The following is a 12176-nucleotide window of genomic DNA, read 5'->3' as shown; positions in this document are numbered from 1 at the left end:
ATTCCATGGTTGTCGAGAACAGGTGCGGCGGAAAAAGGTCAAGAGCCCGCCATTGGAATTTGGTTGGACCCCGGGTCCGCCGGCCTTGCCCCGGGCAGGGCGAAGGCGGTCGGACATCAGGTCCCGGCGTCAGACCAACGACTGGCGCCGCTGGATGTAAAGCGCGGAGCCCGCGGCCAGAAGCAGGCCCATCAGGATCATCGACCACTCCGACAGTGTCGGCACGGGCGCGGGGGCGGCGGCGCAGGTGTAGGTGATCGTGGCGAACTGTCCGTCGCCGCCCTGCTTCGTCGCCGAGAATGTGTAGTTCGCGGAGGTGGCCGTGGCGGTATAGGTCCGCGTGCCCGCGCCCGGACCCGCCGTCGTCGGCAACAGGTCTACGACCGGCGCCGGGGCGGACTTGAAGATGCGCAGGGTGTCGGTGCCGGGATTGTTGAAGGTCGCGGTCACGATGTCGCCGACATCCAGAGACCGGTTCGAGGTGCTCGTCGTGCCGAGGCCGGGACCATGGCTGAAGGGGAAACCGCCACAGGCGGAGGCCGGCGCGGCGGCTGCGGCGAGCGCGACGGCGGTCGCTCCCAGAAGCAAAAGGCGAGCGGATGTGGACACAGGCGACTCCATGGAAATGACGGGCATGGGCTGAGCCGACATGCAGGAGCGCAATGCTCACCCGGTCGGAGCCGGGTCAATGCCGCACACTCTTTCAGGCGACCAAGGTCAGGAAAGGTCAGGCTTTTCGGCGAGTTTGCGCAACGGCGTCACCGCCGCCCGCGCTTCGCTTGATCCGACAGCACCGCTCGCCCGAGGTTCGCAAGGGCCGCCTTGAGCCCGGCTGGCGCGCCCTCGACGGACTTCGTCAGCTCCGCCTCCGCCGCCGCGTCCAGCGGGTCGATCCGTCGCCGCGCACCCTTTGTCGAGGCTGCGGGGGCGGCGAGGGGCTTCACCGGCCCCTGAGCGATCCTCAGCTTGTCCACCGCGCCCGCGCCGAGGAACAGGTTCACCCGCGCCAGGATGTCGGCCGACTGGTGCTGGACCAGCAGGGCCGCAGGCCCCGCGACGCGCAGCTCCAGCGTGCCGCCCGATCCAGCCCTGCCCTTGGTCAGCTTCTGCGGCCGGGTGACGCGGGCCAGCTGTTCGCCGACGATCTCGCGCCAGCGGGGCTCCAGCGCCCCCGCTCCGCGCCCGAACTTCTCGTCCAGTTCCCGGATCAGCGGCGCCAGCGACCGCCCGACCGGCGGCGCCGGGCGCGGCATCGGCCGGGTCCGTCTGCGCGACAGGATCTCGCGGGTCTCGGCGTCTGTGGGCAGATCGCGGGGCATGATCCCTGTATAGCGCGACAGATGACTGCCGTCCCGCACGACACAGCCGCGATCCGCGCCGCCCTGCTGGCCTGGTACGACGCCCATGCGCGCACCCTGCCGTGGCGCGCCCCGCCCGGCGCCGCGACCCGCGCCGATCCCTACCGCGTCTGGCTGTCCGAGGTGATGCTGCAGCAGACGACCGTCCCCCACGCCACCCCCTATTTCGAGCGGTTCACCGCCCGCTGGCCCACCGTCTCCGACCTCGCCGCCGCAGAGGACGCCGACCTGATGGCCGCCTGGGCCGGCCTCGGCTACTACGCCCGCGCGCGCAACCTGCTGGCCTGCGCCCGCGCCGTCGCCAACGACCATGGCGGCGTCTTCCCCGACACCGAAGCGGCCCTGCTGGCCCTGCCGGGGGTGGGCGCCTATACCGCCGCCGCCGTCGCGGCCATCGCCTTCGAGCGCGCGGCCAATGTCGTGGACGGCAATGTCGAGCGCGTCGTCGCCCGCCTGTTCGCCGTCGAGACCCCGGTCCCCGCCGCCCGGCCCGAGCTCAGACGCCTGGCCGCGATCCTGGTCGCTGACGACCGCCCCGGCGACTGGGCCCAGGCGCTGATGGACCTCGGCTCGGGTGTTTGCCGTCCCAAGTCCCCGCTCTGCCTGATGTGCCCGATCTCGCCGTGGTGCGCCGGCCGCGCCAGGGGTGAGCCCGAACGCTATCCGGTCAAGACGAAGAAGGCCGCCCGCCCGCACCGCCAAGGCGTCGCCTGGGTCCTTCGCGACGGCGCCGGCCGCGTCGCCCTCGTCCGCCGCCCGGCCAAGGGCCTCCTCGGCGGCATGGTCGGCCTCCCGACCAGTGATTGGACCGTGGATGCGCCGGACGAGACCCCGCCCGTCGCCGCCGCCTGGACCGAGGCTGGCGCCATCGAGCACGTGTTCACCCACTTCTCGCTGACCCTGACGATTCGGGTCGCGACAGGGCAGGGCGACTTCCTCTGGACGCCCGAACCCGAGGCGCTGGCCGCCCTGCCGACCGTCTTCCGCAAGGCGCTGGAACGGGCTCTGGCCTGCTGATCAGCGCGTCGTCACCACCCGCACGTCTCCGACACGGTTCCTCGGCATGACCACGACCTGATCGCCGACCCTTTCGAAGGCCAGGTCGACCGTCGCCTCGCCGACCTGCAGCCGGCTGACGGTCAGCCGCTCGATCCCGGAGGGCAGGGCGGGGGCGTTGACGGTGATCGTCCTGTTCGGAGCGTCGATCGACACCCCCAGCGACGCCTGCAGCATCAGGAAGACCGACCCCGCCGCCCAGGCCTGGGGCAGGCAGGCGACCGGATAGGCGATCGGACCTTCGCCGGGCTCCCGTTCGAAGCCGCAGAACAGCTCGGGCAGCCGCATGTGGAAATGGCTGGCGGCCTCGTAGATCTCGCCCAGGATCGACCCGACCGCATCCCGTTCGCCGTATTGGGCCATGCCCGCCACGCCCAGGGAGGTGTCGTGCGGCCAGACCGAGCCGTTGTGGTAGCTCATCGGATTGAACCGGGCCTGACCCCGCGCCAGCGTCCTCAGACCCCAGCCGGAGCGGAACTCGCCGCCCAGCAGCCGTTTCGTCACCGCCGCCGCCCGCGTCGCCGTCGGCAGGCCGGTGAACAACAGATGCCCGGCGTTCGACCCGATGGCTTCGCAAGGCTCGCCGTCGCCGTCCAGCGCGATGGCGTAGAACTGCTCGTCCTCCATCCAGAACCGCTCCTCGACGAGCGAGCGGATTTCGTCGGCCTGATTGTCCCAGGCCATGGCCCGCGCATCGCCGATCAAGGCCCCCAGGTCGGCCATCGCCCGCCAGGCGGCGAAGGCATAGCCCTGCACCTCCAGCAGCGCGATCGGTCCCTTCGGGAACCGCCCGTCGGAATGGAAGATCGAGTCCTCCGAGTCCTTCCAGCCCTGGTTCGACAGCCCCGTCTCGGCCGCGCGGGCGTAGTCGATCAGCCCGTCGCCGTTGCTGTCGCCATAGTCCCGCATCCACTCCGTCGCGGCGATGAGGTTGGGCCACAGCGCCCGGATCGTCTCCAGGTCGCCCGTTCTGCGGAAATAGGCCCCGGCCAGGGCCACGAACAGACAGGTGGTGTCGACCCCGCCGTAATAGAGGCCGAACGGAACCTCGCCGAGGCCGCTCATCTCGCCGCCCCGGGTCTCATGCATGATCTTGCCGGGCTGGCTGTCCTGGAAAGCGCTGGTCTCCGTCGCCTGCCGCCTCGCCAGATAGGTCAGCACCCCCTTGGCCAGGGAGGGATCGAGCCACAGCATCTGCCAGGCGCAGATGATCCCGTCCCGCCCGAACGGCGTGGAGAACCACGGCGTCCCCGCATAGGGGTAGGGCCCCGTCGGCAGGTCGGTGGTCAGAAGCGCGATGTCCGATCGCGACTGGTCCAGCCAGGCGTTGAAGCGCGGACTGCGCGGCCCCCTCAGCGAGGCGCCCCGCCTGCGTCTGCGCCGCATGGCCAGCTGCGCTGCGACCGCGTTCTCGCGCCACCTCTGCGGGTCCGGCGTCTCACAGGCCACGGCCCCGCACTCGATATAGAGGTCCATCTCCCGCCCCTTGGGCAGGCTGAACATGAACTCCGCCCGCGTCCCGGTCAGCCGCGCCGGCGGCTCCGAGAAGGCCAGGCAACTGGTCCGCACCACGTCGTCCAGTCCGACATAGCGGAACGTCACCCGCCGCCCGTCGTGCGTCGGCGCCTCGGACGTCCCACGCTTCTCCCTCAGCGTTCCGCGAACCTGGAAGATGTCGGCGAAATCGGCCCCGAACTCGAAGGCCAAGGGCAGCAGGACGTCCTCCACCCCATGGTTGACCATCCGCACCCGCTCGAACATCCGCCGGTCCCAGACGAAGCGCCGCCGCTCGATGTGCAGCACCCCCGCCGGCGCCGACCGCCCGCCCATGGGGGGCAGGGGCCGGTTGGTCGTGTGGGCGGTAAAGAAGACATTGTCCCGGCTCACGCCGGAACTCAGTCGCGACGGCCGCGCCAGCCCCACGGTCATCAGGAACCGCGACAGGATCCGCGTGTCATGGTCGAACAGGCCGTCGGCCCCGCCCTTCAGGTCGCCCCAGTTGTCGGCCACCAGGAAGGTGTCCGCGTCCTTGAGGGCCTGCAGGGTGTCGAGCCCGCCGGTCTCCGCGCTCTCCGCGGCCGTCTGCTGCACCGAATAGCCGTCGTCCATGAAACCTCGCTAAGGCGCCCGTCTCCCACCAGCGTGGTTTGCGAATGCGAAGGGAAAATGGCCGAGGCGTGGTTAGGTTCAGGCGGAAGCGGCGAAGCTTCGATCTTCGTGCAGCGGCACCACCACGTCGTCCAGAACCGTCTCGGCATACGGCCGTCGGGCCAGCAGGTCGCCGTAGACGTCCAGATACCGTCGAGCCATCGCCGTGGCCGAGAAGCGAAGCTCGAACCGCGCCCGGATCGCTTCGCGGTCCAGCATCGACGCGCGGTCGGCCGCGGCCACGGCCTGCTCGAGGGTATCGACCAGGAAGCCGGTCGCGCCATCCTCGATGACCTCGGTCGTCGAACCGCAGCGGAAGGCCACCACCGGCGTTCCGCAGGCCATCGCCTCGATCATCACCAGACCGAAGGGCTCGGGCCAGTCGATCGGGAACAGCAGCGCCTCGGCCCCGCCCAGGAAGGCGGACTTCTGATGATCCCCGATCTCGCCGATGAATTCGATCAGCGGATTGCCGTCGATCAGCGGCCTGATCTTGGTCTCGTAATAGACCCGGTCCGCCGCATCGACCTTGGCCGCCATCTTCAGCGGCTTGCCGAGCTTGGTGGCGATCTCGATGGCCCGGTCCGGCCGCTTCTCCGGCGAGATGCGGCCCAGGAAGGCCAGATAGCCCTCGGACTTCGGCGAGAACCGGTACTGTTCGGCCGGCATGCCGTGATGGACCGTCGCCTTCCAATTGGCGAAGGCCAGCGGCCGCCGCTGGTCGTCGGAAATGGACACCAGCCCGAACTCCGGCCAGCGCTCATAGACCTCCGTCAGGTCCTTCATGTCCAGCCGCCCGTGCAGGGTCGTCAGCGTCTTGTTGGCGCATTTCTCGAAGAACGGGAAATGGATCATGTCGGTGTGGAAATGGATGACGTCGAAGTCGTCCGCGCGGCGCAGGACCTCCGACAGCATGGTCATGTGCGAAGCCAGATCGGACTTCAGCGGCGCAGGATCCAGCCGGATTGCCTGATCGCGCACCGGGATCAGGCGGGCCTTGGTCTGCGCCTCGGCCGAGGCGAAAAGGGTGACGTCATGGCCCAGATCGACCAGGGCGTCGGTCAGATGGGCGACCACCCGTTCGGTGCCCCCGTAGAGCTTAGGAGGGACGGCCTCGTAAAGCGGGGTGACTTGGGCGATCTTCATGGCGTGCGTGCTCCGACCCGCTCAGCCGGGCCGAAGACATCAATGATATCGCAACTGCGAAGTTCCGGCCGGAACGCCGATTTTCGGCAATGAAAGCGACGGGTTAGCGGCTTCACAAAAGCTCGGTACCCGACACAGCCGCATCGCTCTCAATCAAATTAAGGACTTAGCATAGGCTACTGCATCCCCGCCCGCACCTCGGCGCGCAAGGCGTCGATGGAACGAAGGCCCGTGTCGGTGCGGAAGCGCCAGTAGGTCCACCCGTTGCACGCCGGCGCGTTCTCCAGCAGCGCCCCCAGCTTGTGGATCGACCCCGTCAGCTGGCCCGAGACAAGCGACCCGTCGGCCCGCACCCGCGCTTCCCGCTCCCCCTTGGGGCAATAGAGCGTGTCGCCCGGCGACAGCAGACCCGCCTCGACCAGGGCGCCGAAGGGCACCTTGACCTCGGCCCGCTTGGAGCCGGTCACGACCAGGTCCTCGGGCTTGGCCGGGATGACCGCCTTGATCCGCGTCTCGGCGACCTTGGCGTATTCCGGATCGCGCTCGATGCCGATGTATTGCCGACCCAGTCGCTTGGCCGCCGCCCCCGTCGTGCCGGTGCCGAAGAAGGGATCTAGGATCACGTCGCCCGGCCTCGTCGCCGCCAGTATGACCCGGTGCAACAGGGCCTCGGGCTTCTGCGTCGGATGGGCCTTCTTGCCGTCCTCGCCCTTGATCCGCTCCTCGCCCGTGCACAGGGCGAAGGTCCAGTCGGACCGCATCTGGGTGTCTTCGTTGAAGGCCTTCAGGGCGTCGTAGTTGAAGGTATAGCGCTTCTGATCCCGCGACTTGGCGGCCCAGATCAGGGTCTCGTGGGCGTTGGTGAACCGCGTGCCCTTGAAGTTCGGCATCGGGTTGGACTTGCGCCAGATGATGTCGTTCAGGACCCAGTAGCCGATGTCCTGGATCGCGGCGCCCAGGCGGAAGACGTTGTGATAGCTGCCGATCACCCAGATCGAGCCCTCGTCCTTCAAGACCCGGCGGCATTCCTTTAGCCAGTCGCGGCAGAAGGCGTCATAGGCGGCGAAACTGTCGAACTTGTCCCAGTCGTCGTCGACCGCGTCGACCTTGGAATTGTCGGGCCGCAGCAGGTCGCCGCCCAGCTGCAAATTATAGGGCGGGTCGGCGAAGACCATGTCCACGGACTTGTCGGGCAGGCCGCGCAAGACCTCCAAGCAGTCGCCACGATGGATGATGTCGGTCTTCAGATCGGTCACGGACGCGCCCCGGGGAGTGGAGCCGCAACCGTGAATCCTTGTGGTTAAGGCAGCGTTAGCTCGCCGCCGAAATCACCGGCAGCCGCGGGGTGATCCCACCGCTCTCGCTGATCGGATCACAATCGGCGCCGTACCGCTCGAAGGTCGGCGTACGGCGGTCGGGGGTCATGGGACTTAGATCGCACCGACCCTCTCCCGGCGGGAGAGGGCTTGAGCGCGCGGCGGCGCAGCCGTCGTCCTTGCGCGAAAGGGTGAGGGGCTGGCATGTCCATCGGCGTGAGCCGTCGCACGATCGCGGCCTACCCCAACTGAGAAATCAGCCCCTCACCCTTTCGGGTTGGCGGATCGCTGCGCTCTCCGAACCTCAAGCCCTCTCCCGCCGGGAGAGGGTAAAAGCGTCGACACCCATCAACGGACCGACCTAGGACCCCAACGAATTCAACGCCCGGCTCTGATTAAGGCCTTTATCCCAGGCGCCTCCCAAACCGGGCGTACACTCTTCCCCATCCCGTCGTTGGGGAAGGCGTCCTGGGCCCAGGACCCGGACGTGCGGCGGGGCCGATCGTAGCGGGTAGTCGTGGAGGGAGCCAACGATTTGGCTCCCGAAGCGAATGTTCGAGGGGCGTGAAACCTCGGAGCCCGGCGGGCCTGAGCCCGCCGCCCGTCGCGGGCCTATCGCCTGAGGGTCCAAAGGACCCGGGACCTGTGGTCAATCATCGTTGCGACGATGATGCAGACCCCTCCCGGGGTGTCCGTACACCCGCTGGGCGACGCTCGCGGACCCGGTCGGGGACGGAGCCTCGGCGCGAGCCGAAAAACATTTCATCGGTCCCCGTAACGCGAAAGCAGGGGGCCACATCGGTTCCGGGCGAACGCCCAGGCTCCGTCGACTTCCCCAACCCGTTCGCAGCGGAGGAGCGATGAGCCACGTCTGGCTCAGAGCTTCTCCCTCCCCCGAGGGCGAGGGAGGATGATCCAAGAGTGCATTCCGATTTCACCCTCGCTATGACGCTTCGATGATCGCACGCCTTCGCCCCGTTCCGTTCGACCTCGGTCCCGTCCACTTCGTCGGCATCGGCGGCATCGGGATGAGCGGCATCGCCGAGATCATGCTCAAGATCGGCTATTCGGTTCAGGGCTCGGACGCCAAATCCAGCGCCAACACCGAACGGCTCGCGGCCCTCGGCGCAAAAATCTTCATCGGCCACGACGCCGCCCACATCGGCGAGGGCGTCTCGGCCGTCGTCTATTCGACCGCCGTCAAGGCCTCGAACCCCGAGATGATGATCGCCCGCGAGCGCCGCATCCCCCTGGTCCGCCGGGCCGAGATGCTGGCCGAGCTGATGCGGCTGCAGTTCTCGATCGCGGTCGGCGGCACCCACGGCAAGACCACCACGACCTCCATGGTCGCGGCCCTGCTGGACGCCGCCGGGCTCGATCCCACCGTGGTCAACGGCGGGATCATCAACGCCTATGGCACCAACGCCAAGGTCGGCGACGGCGACTGGATCGTGGTCGAGGCCGACGAGTCGGACGGCAGCTTCCTGCGCCTGAAGTCCACGGTGGCCATCGTCACCAACATCGACCCGGAACACCTCGATCACTACGGCGATTTCGACGCGGTGCGGAAAGCCTTCTGCGACTTCGTCGAGAACATCCCCTTCTACGGCTTCGCCGCCGTCTGCCTCGACCACCCCGAGGTCCAGCGACTGGTCGCCTCCATCGATAACCGCCGCATCGTCACCTACGGCATGAACCCCCAGGCCATGGTCCGCGCGGACAACTGCGACATGAGCCCGGACGGCGCCCGTTTCGACGTGGTCATCCAGGATCGCGGCGGCGCCGAGCCCGTCCGTATCACCGGCCTGCACCTGCCCATGGCCGGCTGGCACAACGTCGCCAATGCCCTCGCCGCCATCGCCGTGGCCCGCGAACTGGACGTGTCCGACGACGCCATCCGCGCCGGCCTCGCCAGCTTCGCTGGGGTCAAGCGCCGCTTCACCACCACGGGGGTGGTCAACGGCGTCCGCATCGTCGACGACTACGGCCACCACCCGGTCGAGATCGCCGCCGTCCTCAAGGCCGCCCGTCAGGTCGCCCATACCGCGGAAGGAGGGGGCCGCGTCATCGCCGTGGTCCAGCCGCACCGCTTCACCCGTCTGCGCGACCTGATGGACGAGTTCTCGACCAGCTTCTCGGACGCCGACAGCGTCATCGTCGCCGACGTCTATGCTGCGGGCGAAAGTCCCATCGAGGGCGTCGATAAACAGGCGCTGGTCGACGGCGTCCGCCGCTACGGCCATCTCCGCGTCTCCCCGCTCGAGAACGCCGCCGTCCTGCCGCGCGTCATCGCCGAGGAAGCCAAGCCCGGCGACGTCGTCGTCCTTCTCGGCGCCGGCGACATCACCGCCTGGGCCTACGCCCTCCCGGCGCAGCTTGAGGCGCTGTCCGCATGAGCTGGACCGATAGCCTCCCCACCGTTCGCGGCAAGCTGCTCCGCGACGAGCCGCTCGGGCCGTTTACCTGGTTCCGCGTCGGCGGGGCCGCCGAGGTCCTGTTCATCCCGGCCGACGCCGACGACCTCGCCGCCTTCCTGAAGGCGCTCGATCCGTCCGTCCCGGTCATGGTGTTGGGCGTCGGCTCCAACGTCATCGTTCGCGACGGCGGCGTCGAGGGCGTGGTCATCCGTCTGGCGGGCCGTCCCTTCGCCGGGATCGCGACCGAGGGCGGCACGATCACCGCCGGGGCCGGGGCTCTCGACGCCATGGTCGCCAAGGCGTCGGCCAAGGCAGGCCTCGCGGGTCTCGAATTCTACGCCGGCATACCCGGCACGATCGGCGGCGCCCTGACCATGAACGCGGGTTGCTACGGCTCCGAAACAAAGGACGTTCTCGTCTCCGCCTGGGGCCTGACCCGGTCCGGCGAACGCGTCGACTATGCGCTCGCCGATTTCGGCTACACCTACCGCCACTCCGAGGCGCCCGCCGACATCATCTGGATCGAGGCGACCTATCGCGGGACGGCCGACCAGCCTGACGCTGTCGCCGCCCGCATCGCCGAGATCACCTCGCGCCGCGAAACAACCCAGCCGATCCGCGAAAAGACCGGCGGCTCCACCTTCAAGAACCCGCCCGGCCATTCGTCCTGGAAACTGGTCGACGAGGCGGGCTGGCGCGGCAAGCTCCACGCCGTCACCGGCGGCGGGGCCCTGTTCTCCGATCTCCACTCCAACTTCATGATCAATCCGGGCGAGGCGACCGCCGCCGACATCGAAGGATTGGGGGAAACCGTCCGCGCTGACGTTCAAAGTAAACTCGGCGTAAACCTTGAATGGGAGATCAAGAGGATCGGCCGCCCCTAGTTCGCAGATCCCTCTCATGTCCCGCCCGCTCTCAGAGATGCATGTCGCCGTCCTGCTGGGCGGACTGTCCTCCGAGCGGGAGGTGTCCCTGTCCTCGGGGAAGGGCTGCGCCGACGCCCTTGAAGGTCAGGTCGCCAAAGTCAGCAGGGTCGACGCCGGCCGCGACCTCGCTCAGGTCCTGGCCGAGCTCAGACCCGACGTCGTCTTCAACGCCCTGCACGGCGAATGGGGCGAGGACGGATGCGTCCAGGGCATCCTGGAGACGCTGCAAATTCCCTACACCCACTCCGGCGTCCTGGCCTCGGCCCTGACGATGGACAAGGAAAAGACCAAGGCCGTCCTGAACGCCGCCGGGGTCAAGGTGCCAGGCGGCGGTCTCTTCGACCGCCACGAGGTGGCCGCCCGCCACGTCATCCCGCCGCCCTACGTCATCAAGCCGAACGCCGAGGGCTCCTCGGTCGGCGTCTATCTGGTCCGCGAAGGCGATGACAGGGTCCGGGCGGTCGGCGCCGACGACTGGACCTACGGCGAAAAGGTCATGGTCGAGCCCTACATCCCGGGCAAGGAACTGTGCGTGGCCGTCATCGGAGAGGCGACCGGCCCCCGCGCCCTCACCGTGACCGACATCACGCCGGTGAAGGGCTTCTACGACTACGAGGCCAAATACGCGCCGGGCGGATCTGTCCACAAGCTTCCCGCCGACCTCCCGCCTCGCGTTTTCGAAGCCGCCATGCGGGAATCCGAGCAGGCGCACCTCGCCCTCGGCTGTCGCGGGGTGTCCCGCTCCGACTTCCGTTATGACGATGTTAACGACGATCTCGTCTTGCTGGAGGTCAATACCCAGCCCGGCATGACGCCGACCTCTCTGGTTCCGGAGCAGGCCGCCTACGTCGGGATGACTTACCAAGATCTGGTCCGGTGGATGGTGGAGGACGCCTCATGCCCGCGGTAGTGCGCGGCGGTCGGCGCGCGAATGTCGCGTCTGCGCCCAAGCGGAGCGCTGCGCCCAAAGGGCAGGGCGGTCGCTCGCGTGGCGCCGCGCCCCGCAGCGTCGGCGGCGTGCCCGGCAAGATGGCGGCCCTCGGTCGTCTGGATCTGACGCCTCGCGCCGTCGTCCTGTCGATCTGCGCCGGCGTCGGCGTCCTGGCCCTGGTGCTGGCCACCGGGGCGCGGGCCGAGCGGATCGGCCAGTCGGTCACTCACGGCATGGACCAGATCACGACCGGCATGGGCTTGAAGCTTCGCCGCGTTCACATCACCGGCGCTTCGGCCGAGGCGACCCCGGCGATCCAGCGGGCGCTGGACGTCCAGGCCGGACAGCCGATCACCACCCTCGACCTCGACGCGCTGCAAGCCAGCGTTCAGTCGGTCGGCTGGGTCAAGGAAGCCCGCGTCGTCCGCCTGCTGCCCGACACCCTGATCGTCGACGTCAAGGAACACGATCGCCTCGCGGTCTGGCAGACCCGGGGCCAAACCTTTGTCATCGATGGGGAGGGCCGCGCCATCCCCGGCGCCGACCCGGGCCGCTACCCGAACCTGCCGCTGGTGGTCGGCGCCGGCGCCGATACGGCGGCGGGCGACATCCTGCCCCTGCTGGCCGAACGGCCGCGCCTGATGAGCCGCATCGACGCCCTGGTCCGCGTCGACGAGCGGCGCTGGGACCTGAGGCTTCGGGACGGCGGTCTCATTCAGCTGCCGGCCGTGAAGCAGGAGGCCGCCCTGATCCAGCTCGACGCGCTCGACCAACGCGAGCGGCTGCTGGAGCTCGGCTTCTCACGCATCGATCTCCGGACCGAGGGCCAGGTGGCCGTGCGTCCGGGCGTCGGCGCCTGAAACACAAAGATATAGAGT

10 protein-coding genes are annotated in these 12176 nt (G+C 68.7%); 5 read left to right on the top strand and 5 right to left on the bottom strand.

Annotation, left to right across the window (positions count from 1 at the left end; genetic code table 11):
• Window positions 1-129: 129 nt before the first annotated feature.
• Entirely contained in the window at window positions 130-609 is a 480-nt protein-coding gene (locus O5O43_RS09995; protein WP_271083740.1) for an IPTL-CTERM sorting domain-containing protein, read from the bottom strand.
• Window positions 610-758: 149 nt separating this feature from the next.
• Complete coding sequence (locus O5O43_RS09990; RefSeq protein ID WP_271083739.1) at window positions 759-1319, bottom strand: DciA family protein; 561 nt, start codon at window positions 1317-1319, stop codon at window positions 759-761.
• A gap of 21 nt (window positions 1320-1340) precedes the next feature.
• Between O5O43_RS09990 and mutY the strand changes: the two genes are divergently transcribed.
• Complete coding sequence (gene mutY / locus O5O43_RS09985; RefSeq protein ID WP_271083738.1) at window positions 1341-2375, top strand: A/G-specific adenine glycosylase; 1035 nt, start codon at window positions 1341-1343, stop codon at window positions 2373-2375.
• Here the strand turns inward: mutY and O5O43_RS09980 are convergent, their stop codons facing one another.
• The 3 genes from O5O43_RS09980 to O5O43_RS09970 all read right to left on the bottom strand — a co-directional run bounded on the left by O5O43_RS09980 (window position 2376) and on the right by O5O43_RS09970 (window position 6964).
• Window positions 2376-4523, bottom strand: coding sequence for an amylo-alpha-1,6-glucosidase (locus O5O43_RS09980; protein ID WP_271083737.1), 2148 nt, complete (start codon window positions 4521-4523; stop codon window positions 2376-2378). It lies immediately after the preceding gene.
• 78 nt (window positions 4524-4601) lie between these two features.
• The gene (locus tag O5O43_RS09975) at window positions 4602-5708 is read right to left on the bottom strand and encodes a glycosyltransferase family 4 protein (RefSeq protein ID WP_271083736.1); all 1107 of its coding nucleotides are present in this window, start codon (window positions 5706-5708) and stop codon (window positions 4602-4604) included.
• Window positions 5709-5884: 176 nt separating this feature from the next.
• A complete protein-coding gene (locus O5O43_RS09970) occupies window positions 5885-6964 on the bottom strand; it encodes a site-specific DNA-methyltransferase (protein ID WP_271083735.1) in 1080 nt (359 codons plus the stop codon).
• Window positions 6965-7980: 1016 nt separating this feature from the next.
• Here O5O43_RS09970 and murC point away from each other — a divergent pair.
• Genes murC through O5O43_RS09950 form a run of 4 tightly spaced genes read left to right on the top strand, consistent with a single transcriptional unit; the run spans window position 7981 to window position 12158 of the window.
• Window positions 7981-9420, top strand: a complete 1440-nt coding sequence (murC, locus tag O5O43_RS09965) for a UDP-N-acetylmuramate--L-alanine ligase (RefSeq protein WP_271083734.1) — start codon at window positions 7981-7983, stop codon at window positions 9418-9420.
• Window positions 9417-10325, top strand: a complete 909-nt coding sequence (gene murB, locus O5O43_RS09960) for a UDP-N-acetylmuramate dehydrogenase (protein WP_271083733.1) — start codon at window positions 9417-9419, stop codon at window positions 10323-10325. The genes murC and murB overlap by 4 nt, the downstream gene beginning before the upstream one ends.
• A 16-nt stretch (window positions 10326-10341) precedes the next feature.
• Window positions 10342-11277: a D-alanine--D-alanine ligase gene (locus tag O5O43_RS09955; protein ID WP_271083732.1), complete on the top strand. Its 936-nt coding sequence runs from the start codon at window positions 10342-10344 to the stop codon at window positions 11275-11277.
• The gene (locus tag O5O43_RS09950) at window positions 11265-12158 is read left to right on the top strand and encodes a cell division protein FtsQ/DivIB (RefSeq protein ID WP_271083731.1); all 894 of its coding nucleotides are present in this window, start codon (window positions 11265-11267) and stop codon (window positions 12156-12158) included. Before O5O43_RS09955 ends, O5O43_RS09950 begins: the two co-directional genes overlap by 13 nt.
• Window positions 12159-12176: the final 18 nt, after the last annotated feature.

Origin of the sequence: Brevundimonas sp. NIBR11 (assembly GCF_027912535.1) — a bacterium.
Lineage (GTDB): Bacteria > Pseudomonadota > Alphaproteobacteria > Caulobacterales > Caulobacteraceae > Brevundimonas.
This window is presented reverse-complemented; position numbering and strand designations above follow the sequence as displayed.

Bases quoted from the DNA above. Each gene is read 5' to 3' on its own strand.
- O5O43_RS09990 (WP_271083739.1), bottom strand. From the start codon at position 1,319: ATGCCCCGCGATCTGCCCACAGACGCCGAGACCCGCGAGATCCTGTCG.
- mutY (WP_271083738.1), top strand. From the start codon at position 1,341: ATGACTGCCGTCCCGCACGACACAGCCGCGATCCGCGCCGCCCTGCTG.
- O5O43_RS09980 (WP_271083737.1), bottom strand. From the start codon at position 4,523: ATGGACGACGGCTATTCGGTGCAGCAGACGGCCGCGGAGAGCGCGGAG.
- O5O43_RS09975 (WP_271083736.1), bottom strand. From the start codon at position 5,708: ATGAAGATCGCCCAAGTCACCCCGCTTTACGAGGCCGTCCCTCCTAAG.
- murC (WP_271083734.1), top strand. From the start codon at position 7,981: ATGATCGCACGCCTTCGCCCCGTTCCGTTCGACCTCGGTCCCGTCCAC.
- murB (WP_271083733.1), top strand. From the start codon at position 9,417: ATGAGCTGGACCGATAGCCTCCCCACCGTTCGCGGCAAGCTGCTCCGC.
- O5O43_RS09955 (WP_271083732.1), top strand. From the start codon at position 10,342: ATGTCCCGCCCGCTCTCAGAGATGCATGTCGCCGTCCTGCTGGGCGGA.
- O5O43_RS09950 (WP_271083731.1), top strand. From the start codon at position 11,265: ATGCCCGCGGTAGTGCGCGGCGGTCGGCGCGCGAATGTCGCGTCTGCG.